We start from the raw sequence: 17,756 nt of genomic DNA, 5'->3' as shown, positions 1-17,756 counted from the left end.
AACGCGTGCGCCCAAGTTTCGCAATCACTATATCGGAGAGAACCTCATGGATCGTCGTTCAATCATCAAGCAGGCTGGCATCGCTGGCGTGCTGGCTGCAGGCGTTGCGCCTGCTGTCCACGCCCAGGCTGCCATTCGTTGGCGTCTGGCTTCCAGCTTCCCCAAGTCGCTGGACACCATCTATGGCGGCGCTGATGTGTTCTCCAAGGCCGTCAAGGCCATGTCGGGTGGCAAGTTTGAAATCTCCGTGCACGCTGGTGGCGAGTTGATGCCCCCCTTTGGCGTGATGGACGGCGTGCAGCAGGGCACCGTGGAGATGTGCCACACCGTGCCTTACTACTTCTACGGCAAGAACCCTGCCTTCGCGCTGGGTTCGGCAGTGCCCTTCGGCTTCAATGCCCGCCAGATGAATGCCTGGATGCTGCATGGCAATGGCCGCAAGCTGATGAACGAGTTCTACGCGAACTACAACGCGATCAGCTTCGCTGGCGGCAACACCGGCACCCAGATGGGTGGCTGGTTCCGCAAGGAGATCAAGTCGCCGGATGATTTCAAGGGCATGAAGATGCGCCTGGGCGGTGGTCTGGTCGGTGAAGTGATGCAGAAGCTGGGCGCTGTGCCCCAGAGCATCCCTGGCGGCGAAATCTACCAGGCCCTCGAAAAGGGCACGCTGGACGCTGCTGAATGGGTGGGTCCGTACGACGACCAGAAGCTGGGCTTCAACAAGGTGGCTCCGTTCTACTACTACCCCGGCTGGTGGGAAGGTGGCCCGGAAGTGGACTTCTTCGTCAACCAGAAGGCCTTCGACGGCCTGTCTGCCGAGAACAAGGCCATCATCGAAGCCGCAACCAACGTGGCCCACATCGACATGCTGGCCAAGTACGACGCGCTGAACCCCACGGCCCTCAAGCAACTGGTGGCTGCCAAGACCAAGGTGCTGCCGTTCTCGCAAGCCGTGATGGACGCTTCGTTCAAGGCCTCCATGGAAGTCTTCGCTGCCAACGACGCGAAAAGCCCCGAGTGGAAGAAGATCTACGCCGACATGCGTGCATTCCAGCGCGACCAGGTGCTCTGGTTCCGTTTTGCCGAAGCCCGCTACGACTCGTTCATGTCTTCGCAGAAGCTCTGATCCCGAGTGGCTCTGGAATGGCGGCGCAAGCTGCCATGCCAAGGTCTGCAAAACCCGTCCTCTCCCGGACGGGTTTTTTTTCGTCCCTGTGTTTTGTGAGGCGGCACCTTGCTGTGGCCATGCGGCCCCCTCAACCGCATGAACGTGGGCGAGGTCCCAAGCCCCCAAGCCCCCAAGCCCCCAAGCCCCCAAGCCCAGCCCGACCAGGCTGCTTGACTCTCGATGCCTTGGAGTGCGCGGCCGGTGCCTGTTTCCTGCTGAAGCCTCTCGATTCGTGAAGAGGCTTCCTTGGGGCTGTTCGCCACCAAGAAAGGGGGTAGGGGATCAAGAGTCTCGTCTGCTTGCGCGATGTGCCAAAGTCGATGCCCCACCGCTACCTCCATGATCCATGGCGCACCGGACCCCCTCCGCGTCTGCTCCATAAAAAAACCTCCGCAGAGGTTTCCCATCTGCGGAGGTTTGAGGACCAGGGCGCGGGGCCCGGGTCAGACTGAATCACGGTCGTCTTGCAAGCGGTGTGCTCACTTCTTGTCGGTGGACATGGAGTCTTGCAGTGCCTTCAGGGGGTCGTCTGCTGCAGGAGCAGGCGCGGGGTCCGCAGCGCCTGCCATGCCGGCAGTCGGATCGGCCGCTTCGGCGCTAGCGTCGGGCATGGCGGCTTCCATTTCCATGCGGACCTTGTCGAGGTCATAGACCTGCTTCTCGTCGAGCCCGCTGGAGACAATGCCCGGGAAGGCGATCACCAGAGCCACCATCAGCAGCTGGATGCACAGGAAGGGAATGGCACCCCAGTAGATCTGGGGGGTGGTGACCGGCGCAATCATCTTCTTGGTGACCTTGTCCATGTACTCCTTCGCCGGGGCCACGCTGCGCAGGTAGAACAGCGCAAAGCCGAACGGCGGGTGCATGAACGACGTCTGCATGTTGATGGCCAGCAGCACGCCAAACCAGATCAGGTCAATGCCCAGCTTGTCGGCCACGGGGGCCAGCAGGGGCACGACGATGAAGGACAGTTCAAAGAAGTCCAGGAAGAACGCCAGGAAGAACACCATGACGTTCACGACGATCAGGAAGCCCAGCTGGCCCCCTGGCAAGCCGGTCATCAGGTGCTCCACCCACAGCGGGCCGTCCACGCCCTGGAAGGTCAGGCCGAATATCGTGGCGCCCACCAGGATGAACACCACAAAACACGACAGCTTGGTGGTGGTGGTGACAGCCTGGCGCAGCAGCGACATCGTGAGGCGGCCGCGGAGGACGGCCATGATGCCGGCGCCCAGTGCGCCCATGGCGCCGCCTTCGGTGGGGGTTGCAACGCCCAGGAAGATGGTGCCCAGCACCAGGAAGATCAGCAGCAGCGGAGGGATCAGCACGAAGGTCACGCGTTCTGCTGCCCGCGAGAGCAGGCCCATCCGGGTGATCTTGTTGATGCTGGCAGCCACGAAGGCCAGTGCCACGCCAAAACACATGGACACCACGATGGTTTCGTCCAGCGCCACGCGGTCCACGGCTTCACCGGACCACCAGGTGTGCAGGGCAGGCATGTTCTTGGCCACATAGATGGATGCCGCCACGCAGATGCCGGTCAGCACCAGCAGCGAAGTCACACCGCTCTTGCCATTGTCGTCCCGCAGCGTGCGCGCTTCGGGCGGGATGGCGGGCACCCACTGGGGCTTGAAGATGGCCAGCAGAATCACGTAGAGCGCATAGAAGCCGGTGAGCATCAGGCCGGGCACGAAGGCGCCCTTGTACATGTCGCCCACGCTGCGGCCCATCTGGTCGGCAATGATGATGAGCACCAGAGAGGGGGGAATGATCTGCGCCAGCGTGCCGGAGGCCGCAATCACCCCCGCAGCCAGTCGCCGGTCATAGCCATAGCGCAGCATGATGGGCAGCGAGATCAGGCCCATCGAGATCACCGATGCAGCCACCACGCCCGTGGTGGCTGCCAGCAGCGCACCCACGAAGATCACGGCCAGTGCCAGGCCGCCACGGATGGGGCCGAACAGCTGTCCGATGGTGTCGAGCAGGTCCTCCGCCATCCCGCTTCGCTCCAGTATGAGCCCCATGAGCGTGAAGAACGGAATGGCCAGCAGGGTGTCGTTCTGCATGATGCCGAAGATGCGCAGCGGCACGGCTTGCAGCAGGGCTTCGGGCAGCACGTTCAATTCAATGCCGATGAAGGCGAAGAAAAGTCCGCAGGCGCCCAGGCTGAAGGCGACCGGGAAGCCCACCAGCAAAAAGCAGATGAGCCCCGCGAACATGATGGGTGCGAGGTTATGGGCGAGAAATTCCATGGTGTGTGCTCCGCTCAGGCGGCCTCGCTCTTGTTCTTGCCGTTGCCCTTGGCGGCTTCGGCCAGGTTGCGGATGGATTCGGCCAGTTCTTCTTCAGCCGTTTTTTCAATCTTCTTGACCGTGGGGTCTTCGATGAGGCCCTGCAGGAACCCCAGGCGCTTGATGAGTTCGGAGATGCCTTGCAACCACAGCAGGGTGAAGCCCAGCGGCATCATCAGGTACACAGGCCAACGGATCAGCCCGCCAGCGTTGTTCGACATTTCGCCCGACGCGAGGGCGCGGGTGAAGAAGGGAATGCCATACCAGAGCACCGCCAGGCACATGGGCGTGAGGAAGACGATGTAGCCGAACACGTCGATCCAGATCTGGGTGCGCTTGGAAAAGCGGCTGGAGATCACGTCCACCTTCACGTGTTCGCCCTGGAGCAGCGTGTATCCGGCGGCCAGCAGGAACGACGCGGCAAACAGGTACCACTGGATTTCCAGAAAACCGTTGGAGCTGATGTTGAACGCTTTGCGGACCACGGCGTTCACACCGCTGATGACTGTGGAGGCCAGGATGAGCCAAACCACATATTTACCGACCTGGGTGTTAAGCCAGTCGATCCCCCTTGATAACTTCAGTAGAGCCTGCATGGTGTCTCCAATAAAAAGGCTTTGCGTGCGATATGCCGACCCACGCGCCGGTAAGCGCAACGATTCGACAAACTTTTACAACGGCGCGATTCTACGGAGCACTGTAGGCCCAGGCTGACGGCAGCGTGACGGTGTTATCCCGCAGCCGGTACTCATTCTGTAGCTATAAAAAAAGTAGCAATTAGGGTTTCTTCCTAGGCTCGGAAGTGCGCTTTTTGCGGGTGAACTGCCACCACGGCAGCACCGTGTTCATGGCCTGCACCTCGCCGCACTGCCAGGGGCTGTAGCCCGGCAAGGTGGCCATCTGGGCCAGCCATGCGGGGGTTTGCAGCAAGTTGCGCAGGGCCAGCGTGGCGGGTTGGTCCAGGCTGGCTTTCAGGCAGGCCAGGTGGTAGCGCTCGTGCACCAGCGGCACAAAATCCAGCCCACGCGCCCGGGCTGCCACTTCAATACCCATGCCCACATCGGCCGCGCCCGCAGCCACGGCCTGGGCAATGGCGGTGTGAGACGGTTCGTTGAGCGCATAGCCACGAATGGCCTGGGCCTCCACGCCGGCCTGGGCCAGCAGGTCGTCGAGCAGCACGCGGGTGCCGGTGCCCAGTGGCCGGTTGAGAAATCGGGCGCTGGTGCGGGCCACGTCGGCCAGACTGCCCAGCCCAAGCGGGTTGCCCGGTACCACGATGAGGCCCTGGGTGCGCTGGGCAAAGCCGATGATCTTGTGCAACCCGGGCTGCAGCAGGGGCTTGTAGGTGCGCGCAGTCAATGAATCGGCTGCGGGGTGCTCCACCGTGTGAAAACCCGCCAGCGTGCAACGCCCCTCATTCAGCGCACGGATCGCATCCACACTGCCGGTGAAGCGGATATCGAGGTGTAGCGCGCCCGCATCGGCCTGCGCGGCGGCGTGGGTGCGCAGCGCCACCAGCGCATCGTCATGGCTGGCGTACAGGGTGAGTACGTGGGCGTTGGGGTCAAAGGCCACGGCAAACGCGCGCTCCAGGTCGGCATGCAGCGCGGCGATCTGCGGGGCCAGCCGCGCCTGGGCCTGGCGCTCGGCCCACAGCAGCTTGGTGCCGAACTCGCTGAGCTGCGCCGACTGCCCCTTGCCCCAGATGATCAGCTCGCCGCCCAATTGCTCCTCCCAGCGCTTGAGGGCGCCCCAGACATGGCGGTAGGACAGGTCCAGCGCGCGCGCCGCGCCCGAGATGGAGCCCTGCTCGGCCACGGCCTGCAGCAGTTCGGGCAGTGGGTTGCGGATCAGCGCATTGCCTGCATCGCGGCTGAGCGTGTAGTGAAGTTGGACCCTATGCACGGACGTTCATATCGCTGGATATTGGTGAGGTGCCTACGATAGCTGAACCCGATCACAAGGCCCCATGTCCACCCTCACCGAAAGCGCGAGCACAGCGCTGCAACTCACCCTCTCCTCCGACCCCGTCCTGTGGACCATCGTGGGCCGCTCCTTGTCCGTCAGCGCCACCGCATGCCTGATCGCCTGTGGCGTGGGCCTGGTGCTGGGCGCCTGGCTCGGCGTCGCCCGCTTTGCCGGGCGCGGTGCCGTGCTGGCGGTACTCAACACCTTGCTGGCGGTACCGTCGGTGGTGGTGGGGCTCGTGGTGTACCTGGTGCTGTCACGCAGCGGGCCCCTGGGCTCGCTGGGCTGGCTGTTCAGCTTCAAGGCCATGGTACTGGCGCAGGCCATTTTGGTGCTGCCGGTGGTCACTGCGCTCACACGCCAGACGGTGGAAGACGCCGAGCGCGCGCATGGCGAGCAGTTGCGGTCGATGGGCGCGGGCCCGCTGCTGCGCGCCCTGCTGTTGGCCTGGGACGAGCGTTATGCGCTGCTCACGGTGCTGCTGGCCTCGTTTGGCCGTGCGATCTCCGAGGTGGGTGCGGTGATGATCGTGGGCGGCAACATCGACGGCTTCACGCGTGTGATGACCACCGCCATTGCGCTGGAGACCAGCAAGGGTGACCTGCCCCTGGCGCTGGCGCTGGGCATCATCCTGCTGGCCGTGGTGCTGGCGCTCAACGTGCTGATCGCGCTGGTGCGCCGCTGGCGCGAACGGGTGGATGGCTCTGCGTCCAGCACGCCGGTGGGGGTGGCCGCGTGAACGCGCCGTTGGCCCCTTCGTGGGTGGATCTGCGCCAGGTGTCCGTGCGCTACGGCCGCGTGCAGGCGCTGGACCTGGTCTCGCTGTGCATCGCGCCCGGCGAGCGTGTGGCACTGGTGGGCGCCAATGGCAGTGGCAAAAGCACGCTGCTGCGCGTGCTGCACGGCTTGGCGGATGCGGCGGGCGGAGGCTTTCAGTGCGATGCCACCTTGCAGCAGGCCATGCTGTTCCAGCGCCCGCACATGCTGCGCACCAGCGCGCAGAACAACGTGGCGCTGGCGCTGTGGCTGCGCGGCACGCGCTGGCGCGATGCGCGGCTTCAGGCCCTCACGGCACTGCAGCGCGTGGGCCTGGCCGACATCGCCGCGCAGAACGCGCGCACCCTATCGGGCGGGCAGCAGCAGCGTGTGGCGCTGGCCCGCGCCTGGGCGCTGCGGCCCGATGTGCTGCTGCTGGACGAACCCACCGCCAGCCTCGATCCCCATGCCAAGCGCGAGGTTGAGGCCCTGATGGCCGACTTTGCCGCCAGCCACAGCGCAGCAGGCCCGGCCCACCCCGTGACCATGGTCTTCAGCAGCCACAACCTGGGCCAGGTCAAGCGTCTGGCCAGCCGCGTGATCTATCTGGAGCACGGCCGCCTGGTGGCCGACCTGCCCGTGCACGACTTTTTCAACGGCCCCTTGCCGGAGGCCGCCCGTCTGTTTGTCAAAGGAGAACTGGTATGACAAGAATTGACCCCCACGCTCCCCACTTCGTGGGGTCGCTGCCCCGCCAGGGGGCTTTTTCATCTTGGGGCGGCCCGGTGATGAAAAATTTCAAGCCTTTTTATGGCCTAGCGCTTATCCATAAAGCGCTAGCAGCTATCATATTTGTAGTATCCGGCCCGGTGCTTGCGCAGAGCATCACCATGGCGTCCACCACATCTACGGAGCAGTCCGGGCTGTTCGGCCACCTGATGCCTGAATTCAAGAAGGCCAGTGGGTTGGACGTGAAAGTGGTGGCGCTGGGCACCGGCCAGGCGCTCGATATGGCGCGCCGCGGCGATGCCGACGTGCTGTTTGTGCACGACCAGGTGGCCGAAGAAAAGTTTGTGGCCGATGGCTGGGGCGTGAAGCGCTACCCGGTGATGTACAACGACTTCATCCTCATCGGTCCCAAGAACGACCCGGTAGGCACCAAAGGCAAGGACATCGTGCAGGCCCTGCAGAAGCTGTCGGCCGCCAATGGCAACTTCATCTCGCGCGGCGACAAGAGCGGCACCCACGCGGCCGAGCTGCGCTACTGGAAGCTCGCCGGTGCCGATGCCGCAAATACCTCAAAAGGCAGCGGCTACAAGGAGTGTGGCTGCGGCATGGGCCCTGCGCTCAACATTGCGGCATCGAGCGGGGCCTATGTGCTGGCCGACCGTGGCACCTGGCTCAACTTCAAGAACCGCGCGGACCTGGCCATTCTGGTGGAGGGCGACACCAAGCTCTTCAACCAATACGGTGTGATGGTGGTGAACCCCGCCAAGCACCCGCATGTGAAGACGCAAGACGCGCAGAAGTTTGTGGACTGGGTGGTGTCGCCCGCCGGCCAGCAGGCCATTGCGGGCTACAAGATCGGCGGCGAGCAGCTGTTCTTCCCGAACGCAGCGCAGTGAGCGGCCTCCATGGCAACCCGTTCACAGGCAGCCGTAGCCGCTGCGGCCACCGGTCTGGCCTTGGCCCTGGCCGGTTGTGCGGTGGCGCCCGCCAAGGCTCCCATGGCTGACGCTGCTCCCGTGCAGGTGTATGCCGCTGGCAGCCTGCGCGAGGCTTTCACTGAGATCGCGCGCGACCACGAGGCCCGCACGGGCCAGAAGGTGGCGCTGACCTTCGGCGCCTCAGGCCTGTTGCGCGAGCGCATCGAAAAGGGCGAGCCCGCACAGGTCTTTGCTTCGGCCGACACCGACCACCCGCAGCGCCTGGCGGCCCGGGGCGGTTGGCAAGCGCCTGTGGTGTTCACGCGCAATGCGCTGTGTGCGCTGACCAGCGAGCAGATCAGCGCCACCCCTGACACCTTGCTGGCCACTATGCTGCGCAGCGATGTGCGCGTGGGCACATCCACGCCCAAGGCCGACCCGTCGGGCGACTACGCTTGGGCGCTGTTTCGCCAAGCCGACAAGATTCAGCCGGGTGCCTACGCGCAGCTGGATGCCAAGGCCCTGAAGCTCACGGGTGGCGCGGATTCGCCCAAGCCGCCTGCAGGCCGCGGCACCTATGCCTGGGTGATGGACCAGCGCCAGGCCGATGTGTTTTTGACCTACTGCACCAACGCGGTAGCGGCCCAGGCCGAGGTGCCGCGCCTGCGCGTGGTGCAGCTGCCTGCAGCGCTGCAGGTGGGCGCTGCGTATGGCCTGACCGTACGCGCCGACGCGCCCGCTGCGGCGCAGGTGTTTGCCAGTGCGCTGCGCCAACCGGCCGCCCAGGCCGTGCTGCAGCGGATGGGGTTTGGGCAACCCTGACCGAGTTGCAGTCCGTTGACGTGCTGCGGGCTTGCACACCCGCGGCTCCCCACCTGGTGGGGAGCCGCGGCGTGTTTTTTGCAGCGCTCAGTCGTCATCGCGGTGGTGGCTGCTGCGCCAGATGGCCCGCACCAGCCACAGGCCACACACCACGGCACCAAAGAACCCCAGGAAGCCAAACGCTGGTAGGCCAAACAGCGTAGGCCCACCCTTCACGGTCATCACGATGGACGAGCCGATGATCAGCGCCGCAATCACCAGCGCCATGGCCAGCCGGTTGGCCGACCGGTCGATCTGATCGCCCACACGCTTAAGGTGCGCCAGCTCGATGCCCACCTGCAGGTGCCCGCGCCGCGCATTGCGCAGCAGCCGCCCGATGTCGTCGGGCAACTGCTCCACCGTGGCCAGTGCACGCCGCAGGGTGCTCCACGCGCGCCCGGCCAGCACCTTGGGCTCGTAGCGCTCGCGCACCACTTGCTTGAGCAGCGGCAGGGCTTCGGTGGCCATATGAAAGTCCGGGTCCAGGTTGCGTCCCATGCCTTCGAGCGAGATGAAGGCCTTGATGAGCAGCGCCAGGTCGGATGGCAGGCCCAGGTGGTGCTCGCGCAGGATGGCCGTCACGTCGGCCAGCATCTGGCCCAGGCTCAGCTGTGCCAGCGGCACGCCGTGGTACTGGTCCACAAAGGCCTCGATCTCGGTTTCGAGCTGGCCCAGGTTCAGTCCCTGCGCGTCGCCCGTCCAGTCCAGCAGCACGTCGGCCACGGCCTGAGGCTGGTGTTCGACCAGGCCCAGCAGCAGCTGCAGCAGCTCGTCGCGCCGGCGCTGCGACAGGCGGCCCACCATGCCAAAGTCAATGAAGGCAATGCGGTTGCCGGGCAGGTAGAACACGTTACCGGGGTGCGGATCGGCGTGGAAAACGCCGTCCTTCACGATCATCTGCAGCACGGCCTGCGCGCCCCGCTGCGCCAGCACGGTGCGGTCAAACCCGGCCTCGGGCGTCAGCGCCGCCAGGGCTCCGCCGGGTGTGCCGTCAATGAAGTCCTGCACGTTGATGCGCTCGCGCGTGTAGGCCCAGTGCACGCGCGGGATCACGATGTGGGGCAGCGCGGCCATGTTGGTGGCAATGCGCTCGGCCTGGCGGCATTCGCCGGCCAGGTCCAGCTCGCGGCGCAATGAGCGCGCGAACTCGCGCACCAGTTGCTGGGGCCGGTAGGGCTTGAGCGCGGGCAGCTCGGCCTCGGCCAGCGCGGCCAGGCGCTGCAGCAGGCGCAGGTCGGCCTGGATGGTGTCCGCAATGCCGGGGCGGCGGATCTTGACGATGACTTCGCTGCCGTCCTGCAGGCGCGCGCGGTGCACTTGCGCAATCGATGCGGCGGCCAGCGGTGTCGTGTCAAACCAGGCAAAGACGGCTTCGGGATCGGCGCCCAGGTCTTCGCGCAGTTGCGGGCGCAGCGCATCGATGGGCACAGCGGGCACCTGGCTGTGCAGTTTCTCGAATTCTGCAATCCACTCCGGGCCAAACAGGTCAGCCCGGCCCGCGAGGATCTGGCCAAACTTGACGAACGCGGGGCCCAGCTCTTCGAGCGCCAGGCGCACCTGCACGGGCGGCTCCACGCGGGCCAGGTCTGCTGCGTGGGTCCAGTTCAGTGCCTGGCCCGCGCGCTCCAGCCGGTCGGCCAGGCCCAGGCGGCGCACGGTGTCGCCAAACCCGTGGCGCACCATCACGCCCAGGATTTCCTTCAGGCGCCCCAGGTCGCGGGCAGTGTCCAGGGTCTCGATCAGCATGGGGCGATGATAGGTTCAGAAGTTCAGGGTGGGTTTGTTCACCATCAGGTAGAACACCACGGCCATGGCCACAAAGGCCGGGTAGCCCAGTGCCTCCCACCAGCGGGCGTAGCGCCAGTACAAGGGCGGCAGCACGCCGCCGCCTTGTGCGGACTGCGCCGCCTCTGCAGTCTCTTTCGCCATGTCGCGCATGCGCAGCTGCAGCCACACCACAGGCAGCCAGCAGGCACCGGCCACCAGGTACAGCGCCATAGACACCGCGAGCCACGGCGTGCTCCAGGGCAGGCCCGCCATCGCAGCCATGGCCAGCCCCGTGGCGGGCTGGAGGAACACCGTGGGCGTGGTGAACCACCAGTCAGCCCGCACCACCAGGCGCGTGACCACCGCCTGCGCCTGCACATTGCCGCTGCGGTTGGTAAAGAACATGTAGAACGCCGAGCCCAGCCCTGTGCCCACCAGCAGCACGCTGGAGATGATGTGCAGCCATTTGAGGGTGAGGTACAGGCTCATGGCTTGGGTGGTGTCGTCGTCGCGTCTTGCAGCAGCACAAGCAGGATGGCGGCGATGGGCAGGTTTTTAGTCAGCGGGCCCAGCGGGTGCAGCCACCAGGACGGATCAACGAAAGTGGCCAACAGCGTCATGACCCCCATGAGCAGCAGCGCCGCCAAGTAGACGGCCCTGCGGGGGCGCCAGGCCATCCACAGGCCGATGACGGCGTCGGCGGTGGCACCCGCAAGGATCAGAAAGTGAGCCAGTCCTGGGGTACTCCAGGCTGGGGGCAGGCTGACCAGCAGTGCGCGGCTTTGTCCATTCAACTCCACCACGCTGACGATGGCCGTGGCCAGCCACACAAACACCAGGCTCCAGCGCAGCAAGGCATAGGTGGCAGGGGTCATGGCTCCTCCACGATGTCCGTCACCATGCCCCACTTCGCAAACTCGGGTGCAAAGGCCGACAGCGGCAGCAGGCTGGTGCTGGTGTGTGCGCCGGTGGGCAAGGGTTGTCCAACAGCCAGTTGGCGCGCCAGCAGGATGGCGGCCATGCAGGGGATCTCGGGGCCATGGTCGTGGTCGGCTGCAATGTGCCAGGCGCGGCGGCGGGGCTGGCCTTGCGCACCGGTGCCCGCCACGCGCACCACCATGCCGCCCAGTGGCGTGCCCAGAAAGTCCAGCGCGCCGCCCGCGTGGTGTATCAGCCAGGCCAGCTTTTCGGGGTGGGGCAGCACGCCCCAATGGCGCAGCGCTGCAAGGGTGGCGAAGGCTCTCTGTGCCAGGCCCACCTCCAGCGCTGCGCGGAAGGTGACGCGGTCGCGGGCTTTGTAATGGGCCGGGAAAATTTCCAGATCCGGGATGTCGCAGACCGCCCCCAGGCGCGGTTGCAGCCGCTGGAACTGGACCGGCGTGGGCTGCGCCCAGCCCCGTTTCGGCTGCCAGCGGCCGTCTTGCCACACATCGATGGCCAGGCCACAGTAGCTCAGCACGGCCGCCAGCGTGGCCTGTCCGCGTGGCGCGCGTTGCGCGGGGGCGATGCAGATGTCGATGCTGTCAATGCACTGCCAGTCCGCGCACAGGTGGTCGATGACGGCCGAGGACAGCGCGGGCACGGTGCTGGCGCCAGCGATGGCGGTGCGTCCGGCGGCGGTAAACGCGGCCTGCATGGCAGCTGGAAAGTCGCACACAAAACGGCGGCCATCGGCCAGGTCGATGTAGTGCGCGCCCGCCTCAGCGGCGGCCTGGGCCACGCTGTAACCCTGCGCCTGAAAAGGCCCCGCAGTGTGGATGACCAGATCCACGCCCCATTCGCGCAAGGTGGCAGCAAGGCCCGGGGCCTGGTGGTCGAGGGCCACGCCCTGGACGCCGTGGCCCAGTGTGTTCGCCAAGGCCTGGGCGCGGGATGCGTCGCGGCCCGCCACCAGCAGGGCGATGTGGTGGCGCGTGGCCGCGTCGCCTGCCAGCGCGCGGCAGATGCGTGCGCCAAAGTTGCCGTACCCGCCCAGGACCAGTGTTTTGAGTGTTGCCATGGGTTCAGAGTCCGGGGGCGGGCGGGAGTGCTGAAAACGGTGTGGAACCCGCCGGGCGCAGCAAGGCCTGCAGCGCTGCGCGCTGGGGCTGCATGTGGGTGTGGTGCCAGTCGGGTACGTGGGCTGCTGGAATGGGTTTGCTGAACACGTAGCCCTGGATGCAGTGCAGCCCAATGGCGGCCAGCGTCTGCAGCTCCTCCACGGTCTCCACGCCTTCCACCACCACAGACAGGCCGAACTCGCCGGCCAGCGCGCTGATATGCCGCAGCAGCATCTGCCGCCGGCTGTCCTGCGGCAGCTTTCGCACAAAGAGCCGGTCGCATTTGATGCCTGCAATCGGCAGGTCGGCCAGCATGCCCAGCGACGAGTAGCCGGCGCCAAAGTCGTCCATCCACACCACAACACCCATGGCGCTGAGTGTGTGGATGGCTGCCACCATCTCCGTGCCCAGCGCAATGATGGCGTGTTCGGTCATTTCGAGTTTGAGGGTGCGCGGCGGCAGGCCGCGCAGGGCCAGTTCTTCACGCAGCCACGGGGCAAAGCGGTCGTCCAGCAGCGTGATGGGGGCCACGTTCACGCTGATGGTCGTGCCGTTCAGGCCCTGGGCTTGCCAGGCCTTGGCACTGTCGAGTGCGTTGCGCAGGATCATCCGGTCCACTTCGGGCGTCTTGCCCTGCAGCTCGCACACCAGCAGGAAGGTTTCAGGATTGATGGCGCCCAGGGTCTTGTCGGTCATGCGCAGCAGGGCTTCGAACTGCACGCCACGCTGCTGAAAATCGACGATGGGCTGAAAGTGCAGCGCCAGGTTTTCCGGGTGCAGAAGCCGGTGCAAATGGTCCGCAATGAGCGACAGCTGCATGTCGCGCTGGGCGTTTTGCGCCGTGGCCGATGACCGCATCATCGACAGCCCGCGTCGCAAGAGCTGCTGGCGGCCAGCGTCCGAGCGCATGTTGCTCATCTGTTCCAACGCTACGGCAATGGCAAAGACCAGCACGGTGACCAGCAGCGCAATGCCGTCGGACTCACCGCTCGGGTCGCCCAGGTGCAGTGCAAAGGTGTTGACCAGCATCCAGTGCAGCACCAGGATGGCGGCGCCGCACAGAACCTTGTCTTCCCAGGTTTGTGCGCGGTAGCGGGGCGTGAGCATGCTGAGCTTGGCCGAGCGGTGCCGGATTGCGGTGCACGCCGCAAGGGCCACGGCCGTGGCCATGGACGCCATGATCGCCAGCACATTGACCTGCGAAAAACTCTGCACGTGGCCCCAGGTGATCGCAAAGTGCCCCGTCAGCATGCCAGCCGCCAGCCACACACCGGCCACCACAATGCGCGCCTTGCTGGCGCTGGTGCTGAGTGTCGGAATGGTGAGTCGCGCACTCACCGCCATGATCAGCAGGCCACTGAGGGCGGGCACCAGCTCCAGCACGTGGTGCGCCAGCTCGGCATACATGAACAGACCCACCACATCCAGGGCCCAGACAATGCAGCCAATGCACAGGGCAGCTTGCGAGGCGCTGATGCGGCGGCTCGATGGATCGACCGAAAACGCCGTGTGTTCGACCAGACGCTGGCACACATGCACCACCAGCGACGCGAAGATCCAGAACAGCAGGCTTTGGAGCAGCGGCGGAAACCCCACTGCAAACGCCATGGTGGCGTCGTGCCAGATTGAAACCATTTCCACCCCTTGTTCCCACCCTTGTTTTTTGACGGTCATCATACGACCGATGGGAGGCCGTGGTGGCCACTGGGTTCGCCTGTGGGGCCTTCGGAGGGAGGCCCGGATTGCGCTGCCCATCAGTTCACGATGGCAATGCCCTTCACCTGTGCAAATACGGGTTGGCCGGGCGCCAGCGCCAGCGCCTGGGCCGAGCGTTGCGTGACCCGCGCCAGCAGCCGTATGGTGCCTGCATCCAGGGCCACCATCATTTGCCCGGGGCTGTCTTCGCCCAGCGCCACCACCGTGGCTGGAAGCACATTGAGGATGCTGGTGTCGCAGGGTGCGGTGAGTGCCAGGCTTACATCACGCGCCTGCACCCGCAGCCGGATGGGCTCGCCCGTGGCGTGTGCCCTGGGGCTGACCAGCATCAGGTGCCCACCGCTGAATGCCACGGTCGTGATGTGGTCCTGCGGGTCGTGCTGTTGCACCGTGCCTTCGATCACCGTGGCGGCAGTGTCGCCATGGGCCAGGGGCAGGTCCAGCCGCACGATCAGTTCGTTGGTGCGGCCCTGGGCCAGTACACGGCCCTCACGCAACAGCACCATGTGCTCGGCCAGACTTGCCACCTCGTCGATGGCGTGGCTCACATACAGCATGGGGATGTCGAGGGTGTGTTGTAACCGTTCCAGATAGGGCAGGACCTCTGCCTTGCGCTGGGCGTCCAGCGCAGCCAGGGGCTCGTCCATCAGCAGCAGGCGGGGGCTGGTGGCCAGCGCACGGGCGATGGCCACGCGCTGGCGCTCGCCGCCCGACAAGGCCTGGGGCTTGCGGTCCATCAGGGGGGCGATGCCCAGCAAGTCCACCGCCTGCTCCAGCGCCACCTTGCGGCGTGCGGGGGGCGTGCGCTTCAGGCCGTAGTCGATGTTTCCACGCACGCTCAGGTGGTCGAACAGACTGGCCTCCTGGAACACATAGCCCAGGCCCCGCTCGTGTGTGGCGCGCCAGATGGTCTGTGCATCGTCCTGCCACACCTCGCCGTTGACCTCCACACGCCCAGGTTGCGCGCGCTCCAGACCGGCAATCGTGCGAAGGCAGGTGGTCTTGCCGCAGCCCGAGGGGCCGAAGAGGGCGGTCACACCCCGGCCGGGCAATTGCAGGTCCACATTCAGCGTAAACCCGGGGCGGGTCAGCGTCAGTTGCGCGGTGATCTGTGCCGAAGATGCAGTGGTGGTCATCACTGCACCATCGACAAGGTTTTGCGGCGGGTGAGGTTCAGCCCCAGCAGCACTACAAACGAAAACAGCACCATGCCGCCCGCCAGCCAGTGCGCCTGGGTGTATTCCAGCGCCTCGACGTGGTCGTAAATCTGCACAGACACCACGCGCGTGACACCCGGGATGTTGCCGCCCAGCATGAGCACCACACCAAACTCGCCCACCGTGTGCGCAAAGCTCAGGATCGCGGCGGTGATGAGCCCGGGGCGCGCTAGCGGCAGCGCTACGGTGAAGAAACGGTCCAGCGGCCCTGCGCCCAGCGTGGCCGCAGCCTCCAGCGGGCGCCGGCCGATGGCTTCAAAAGCGTGCTGCAGAGGCTGCACCGCAAAAGGCAGCGAATAGATGAGCGAGCCCACCACCAACCCCCAGAAGGTAAAGGGCAGGGTGCCGAGCCCCAACCACTGCGTGAACTGCCCCAGGGGGCCGTTGGGGCCGAGCGTGACCAGCAGGTAAAAGCCGATCACCGTGGGCGGCAGCACCAGCGGCAGCGCCACCACGGCCGACACCGGGCCGCGCCAGCGCGACGGCGTGTGCGCCAGCCACCAGGCCAGCGGCGTGCACAGCACCAGCAGCAGCACCATGGTGGTGCCCGCTAGCCGCAGCGTGAGGCCGATGGCAGCCAGATCAGCGCTGGAAAATGGCATGAAGATGGGCGATCCGTCGATGGGGCTATAGGCGGTCAGAAACTATAGCCGTACGATTGAATGATTGCGCGTGCATTGCTGCCGCGAAGGTAGGTCAGCAGTGCGCTGGCCGCGGCGCTGTCCTTGCCTGGCATCAGCAGCACGGCATCTTGCCGGATGGGTTCGTGCAGGCTCGCCGGCACCTGCCAGGCCGAGCCACTGCGGATCTTCCCATCGGCCATCACCTGCGACAGCGCCACAAAGCCCAGTTGTGCATTGCCGGTGGAGACAAACTGGAAGGTCTGGGCGATGTTCTCGCCTTGCACCAGGCGCGGCTGCAGGGCCGTCGCCACGCCCAGCTTTTCCATCACCTGCAGGGCCGCCGCGCCATAGGGCGCCAGCTTGGGGTTGGCAATGGCCAGGTGCTTGAAATCACCCGACTTGAGCACATCGCCCTTGGCATCCACGGTGCCGGGTTGTGCGCTCCACAGCACCAGCGTGCCGATGGCATAGGTAAAGCGCGAGTGGGCTACGGCCTTGCCCTCGCGCTCCAGCCGGGCAGGCGTGGTGTCGTCGGCCGACAGCAGCACCTGAAACGGCGCCCCGTGGGTGATCTGCGCGTAAAACTTGCCGGTGGCACCGAACGAGAGCTCGGCCTTGTGGCCCGTGTCGGCCTCAAAAGCTGCGGCGATCTTCTGCATGGGTGCCGTGAAATTGGCGGCCACCGCGACCGAGACGGTGTCGGCATGTGCCACCCCTAGCATGGCCCATGCAACACCAGCACGGGCGAGGGTGCGGATCATGGATGCGGCGAGGTGGGGCATGGTGGCTGGCGCAAAAGCGCTATTCGTTTATGGAATAGCGAGAGTATAGGCAAGGTCGTGCGTTTTCCCTGCCTGCCTCTGTCTATCCATCACGCGCGACGACCCGCGCCACCAGCTTGCGGGCCAGCGGCGCTGCCAGCATGACCGCCGGGAAGGCGAACAGCCACCCCGTGAGCCACGCGCCCGCCCAGAGGCCTAGAAACCCCTGGTCCACCTGCGCGGCTCGAAAGGTGGAGATGCCGGACACCAGCAGCGACATCACGCCCGACAGGATGAAGCTGAACAGCACGGGGCCGTAGCGGGCGGGGATCATGCAGCCACCGCCTCAGCGGGTTGGTGTGCCGCCACACCGCCCAGGCGCTGCAAGGTCTCGGCGAAATGCCGCCCAAACATGCGGGCGGTCTTGGTATCGCCTGGCACAAACGCATCCGCTGCCGCCCCATGGCCTGCCTGCGCCATCAGGCCCGACCAGGATCCCAGCCGGTTGGCTGCTTCGTCATACGGAACCCCGGTGTGCTGCTCGGGCAGGATGGGGTTGCCCACCCACACCATGCCGTGCTGCATGGCAAACACCCACATCGACAGCAGTGTGGACTGCTTGTCGCCCGCTGGCAGCGACGACACGGTGAAGCCCGCCGCGAGCTTGTTCTTGAGCTGCTGCGTTTTCCACAGACGGCCGGTGGCGTCCATGAAGGTCTTGAACGGACCGGAGACTCCGCCCAGGTAGGTGGGCGAGCCCAGGATGAAGCCGTCGTAGTGCAACAGGCAGTCGGGTGCATGGGCCAGGTCTTCGGCTTGGCGTAACTCGGCATGGATGCCGGAAACGCCCTGGGCGCCCTCCAGAACGTGGCGGGCGATGTGTGCGGTGTGCCCGTGGGCGCTGTGATAAATGATGGCGATGGTTTTCATGGCATGGGTT

At 65.7% G+C, this 17,756-nt stretch carries 18 protein-coding genes; 5 read left to right on the top strand and 13 right to left on the bottom strand.

The window, feature by feature from the left end:
* Positions 1 to 46: 46 nt before the first annotated feature.
* A complete protein-coding gene (locus AC2YJX_RS25085; protein WP_121419321.1) occupies positions 47 to 1,129 on the top strand; it encodes a TRAP transporter substrate-binding protein in 1,083 nt (360 codons plus the stop codon).
* Between the two features lie 521 nt (positions 1,130 to 1,650).
* Here the strand turns inward: AC2YJX_RS25085 and AC2YJX_RS25080 are convergent.
* The 3 genes from AC2YJX_RS25080 to AC2YJX_RS25070 form a co-directional block, all read right to left on the bottom strand.
* On the bottom strand, positions 1,651 to 3,423 hold the full coding sequence (locus tag AC2YJX_RS25080; RefSeq protein WP_228899951.1) for a TRAP transporter large permease: 1,773 nt from the start codon (positions 3,421 to 3,423) through the stop codon (positions 1,651 to 1,653).
* 14 nt (positions 3,424 to 3,437) lie between these two features.
* Positions 3,438 to 4,058: a TRAP transporter small permease subunit gene (locus AC2YJX_RS25075; protein WP_218299121.1), complete on the bottom strand. Its 621-nt coding sequence runs from the start codon at positions 4,056 to 4,058 to the stop codon at positions 3,438 to 3,440.
* 181 nt (positions 4,059 to 4,239) lie between these two features.
* Entirely contained in the window at positions 4,240 to 5,367 is a 1,128-nt protein-coding gene (locus AC2YJX_RS25070; RefSeq protein WP_436130578.1) for a substrate-binding domain-containing protein, read from the bottom strand.
* A gap of 64 nt (positions 5,368 to 5,431) precedes the next feature.
* On the opposite strand from AC2YJX_RS25070, the gene AC2YJX_RS25065 reads away from it, so the two are divergent.
* The 4 genes from AC2YJX_RS25065 to AC2YJX_RS25050 all read left to right on the top strand — a co-directional run bounded on the left by AC2YJX_RS25065 (position 5,432) and on the right by AC2YJX_RS25050 (position 8,654).
* Positions 5,432 to 6,169: an ABC transporter permease gene (locus tag AC2YJX_RS25065; protein WP_487257610.1), complete on the top strand. Its 738-nt coding sequence runs from the start codon at positions 5,432 to 5,434 to the stop codon at positions 6,167 to 6,169.
* Positions 6,166 to 6,894 carry an ABC transporter ATP-binding protein gene (locus AC2YJX_RS25060; protein ID WP_436130580.1) on the top strand — a complete coding sequence of 243 codons (729 nt, stop codon included), beginning with the start codon at positions 6,166 to 6,168 and terminating at the stop codon, positions 6,892 to 6,894. The genes AC2YJX_RS25065 and AC2YJX_RS25060 overlap by 4 nt, the downstream gene beginning before the upstream one ends.
* Positions 6,895 to 6,974: 80 nt before the next feature.
* The gene (locus AC2YJX_RS25055; RefSeq protein WP_487257665.1) at positions 6,975 to 7,811 is read left to right on the top strand and encodes an ABC transporter substrate-binding protein; all 837 of its coding nucleotides are present in this window, start codon (positions 6,975 to 6,977) and stop codon (positions 7,809 to 7,811) included.
* Positions 7,812 to 7,820: 9 nt separating this feature from the next.
* Positions 7,821 to 8,654: a molybdate ABC transporter substrate-binding protein gene (locus AC2YJX_RS25050; RefSeq protein ID WP_487257609.1), complete on the top strand. Its 834-nt coding sequence runs from the start codon at positions 7,821 to 7,823 to the stop codon at positions 8,652 to 8,654.
* Between the two features lie 87 nt (positions 8,655 to 8,741).
* Here the strand turns inward: AC2YJX_RS25050 and AC2YJX_RS25045 are convergent, their stop codons facing one another.
* The 10 genes from AC2YJX_RS25045 to AC2YJX_RS25000 all read right to left on the bottom strand — a co-directional run bounded on the left by AC2YJX_RS25045 (position 8,742) and on the right by AC2YJX_RS25000 (position 17,746).
* The gene (locus AC2YJX_RS25045) at positions 8,742 to 10,439 is read right to left on the bottom strand and encodes an ABC1 kinase family protein (RefSeq protein WP_487257608.1); all 1,698 of its coding nucleotides are present in this window, start codon (positions 10,437 to 10,439) and stop codon (positions 8,742 to 8,744) included.
* A gap of 15 nt (positions 10,440 to 10,454) precedes the next feature.
* A complete protein-coding gene (locus AC2YJX_RS25040; RefSeq protein ID WP_487257607.1) occupies positions 10,455 to 10,949 on the bottom strand; it encodes a DUF2269 family protein in 495 nt (164 codons plus the stop codon).
* Positions 10,946 to 11,335, bottom strand: coding sequence for a DoxX-like family protein (locus tag AC2YJX_RS25035; RefSeq protein WP_436130583.1), 390 nt, complete (start codon positions 11,333 to 11,335; stop codon positions 10,946 to 10,948). The genes AC2YJX_RS25040 and AC2YJX_RS25035 overlap by 4 nt, the downstream gene beginning before the upstream one ends.
* Positions 11,332 to 12,459, bottom strand: coding sequence for a saccharopine dehydrogenase family protein (locus tag AC2YJX_RS25030; RefSeq protein ID WP_487257606.1), 1,128 nt, complete (start codon positions 12,457 to 12,459; stop codon positions 11,332 to 11,334). Before AC2YJX_RS25030 ends, AC2YJX_RS25035 begins: the two co-directional genes overlap by 4 nt.
* Before the next feature lie 4 nt (positions 12,460 to 12,463).
* Entirely contained in the window at positions 12,464 to 14,134 is a 1,671-nt protein-coding gene (locus AC2YJX_RS25025) for an EAL domain-containing protein (RefSeq protein ID WP_487257605.1), read from the bottom strand.
* 119 nt (positions 14,135 to 14,253) lie between these two features.
* Positions 14,254 to 15,351, bottom strand: a complete 1,098-nt coding sequence (modC, locus tag AC2YJX_RS25020) for a molybdenum ABC transporter ATP-binding protein (RefSeq protein ID WP_487257604.1) — start codon at positions 15,349 to 15,351, stop codon at positions 14,254 to 14,256.
* Positions 15,351 to 16,034 carry a molybdate ABC transporter permease subunit gene (modB, locus tag AC2YJX_RS25015; protein ID WP_487257603.1) on the bottom strand — a complete coding sequence of 228 codons (684 nt, stop codon included), beginning with the start codon at positions 16,032 to 16,034 and terminating at the stop codon, positions 15,351 to 15,353. Before modB ends, modC begins: the two co-directional genes overlap by 1 nt.
* Before the next feature lie 35 nt (positions 16,035 to 16,069).
* Positions 16,070 to 16,816 carry a molybdate ABC transporter substrate-binding protein gene (modA, locus tag AC2YJX_RS25010; RefSeq protein ID WP_487257602.1) on the bottom strand — a complete coding sequence of 249 codons (747 nt, stop codon included), beginning with the start codon at positions 16,814 to 16,816 and terminating at the stop codon, positions 16,070 to 16,072.
* 103 nt (positions 16,817 to 16,919) lie between these two features.
* Positions 16,920 to 17,150 (bottom strand): DUF2798 domain-containing protein, encoded by a 231-nt coding sequence (locus AC2YJX_RS25005; protein ID WP_218299129.1) that lies wholly within the window; start codon positions 17,148 to 17,150, stop codon positions 16,920 to 16,922.
* Positions 17,147 to 17,746, bottom strand: a complete 600-nt coding sequence (locus AC2YJX_RS25000) for a flavodoxin family protein (protein ID WP_487257601.1) — start codon at positions 17,744 to 17,746, stop codon at positions 17,147 to 17,149. Before AC2YJX_RS25000 ends, AC2YJX_RS25005 begins: the two co-directional genes overlap by 4 nt.
* Between the last annotated feature and the right edge of the window lie 10 nt (positions 17,747 to 17,756).

The sequence above is a fragment of the Acidovorax sp. SRI_002 genome (assembly GCF_057586455.1).
This window is presented reverse-complemented; position numbering and strand designations above follow the sequence as displayed.

Excerpts from the sequence above, each read along its gene's own strand:
- AC2YJX_RS25005 (WP_218299129.1), bottom strand. The coding sequence starts at position 17,150 with ATGATCCCCGCCCGCTACGGCCCCGTGCTGTTCAGCTTCATCCTGTCG.
- AC2YJX_RS25045 (WP_487257608.1), bottom strand. The coding sequence starts at position 10,439 with ATGCTGATCGAGACCCTGGACACTGCCCGCGACCTGGGGCGCCTGAAG.
- AC2YJX_RS25080 (WP_228899951.1), bottom strand. The coding sequence starts at position 3,423 with ATGGAATTTCTCGCCCATAACCTCGCACCCATCATGTTCGCGGGGCTC.
- AC2YJX_RS25050 (WP_487257609.1), top strand. The coding sequence starts at position 7,821 with ATGGCAACCCGTTCACAGGCAGCCGTAGCCGCTGCGGCCACCGGTCTG.
- AC2YJX_RS25085 (WP_121419321.1), top strand. The coding sequence starts at position 47 with ATGGATCGTCGTTCAATCATCAAGCAGGCTGGCATCGCTGGCGTGCTG.
- modA (WP_487257602.1), bottom strand. The coding sequence starts at position 16,816 with ATGATCCGCACCCTCGCCCGTGCTGGTGTTGCATGGGCCATGCTAGGG.
- AC2YJX_RS25055 (WP_487257665.1), top strand. The coding sequence starts at position 6,975 with ATGAAAAATTTCAAGCCTTTTTATGGCCTAGCGCTTATCCATAAAGCG.
- modC (WP_487257604.1), bottom strand. The coding sequence starts at position 15,351 with ATGACCACCACTGCATCTTCGGCACAGATCACCGCGCAACTGACGCTG.
- AC2YJX_RS25000 (WP_487257601.1), bottom strand. The coding sequence starts at position 17,746 with ATGAAAACCATCGCCATCATTTATCACAGCGCCCACGGGCACACCGCA.
- AC2YJX_RS25075 (WP_218299121.1), bottom strand. The coding sequence starts at position 4,058 with ATGCAGGCTCTACTGAAGTTATCAAGGGGGATCGACTGGCTTAACACC.
- modB (WP_487257603.1), bottom strand. The coding sequence starts at position 16,034 with ATGCCATTTTCCAGCGCTGATCTGGCTGCCATCGGCCTCACGCTGCGG.
- AC2YJX_RS25065 (WP_487257610.1), top strand. The coding sequence starts at position 5,432 with ATGTCCACCCTCACCGAAAGCGCGAGCACAGCGCTGCAACTCACCCTC.
- AC2YJX_RS25040 (WP_487257607.1), bottom strand. The coding sequence starts at position 10,949 with ATGAGCCTGTACCTCACCCTCAAATGGCTGCACATCATCTCCAGCGTG.
- AC2YJX_RS25030 (WP_487257606.1), bottom strand. The coding sequence starts at position 12,459 with ATGGCAACACTCAAAACACTGGTCCTGGGCGGGTACGGCAACTTTGGC.
- AC2YJX_RS25025 (WP_487257605.1), bottom strand. The coding sequence starts at position 14,134 with ATGGTTTCAATCTGGCACGACGCCACCATGGCGTTTGCAGTGGGGTTT.
- AC2YJX_RS25035 (WP_436130583.1), bottom strand. The coding sequence starts at position 11,335 with ATGACCCCTGCCACCTATGCCTTGCTGCGCTGGAGCCTGGTGTTTGTG.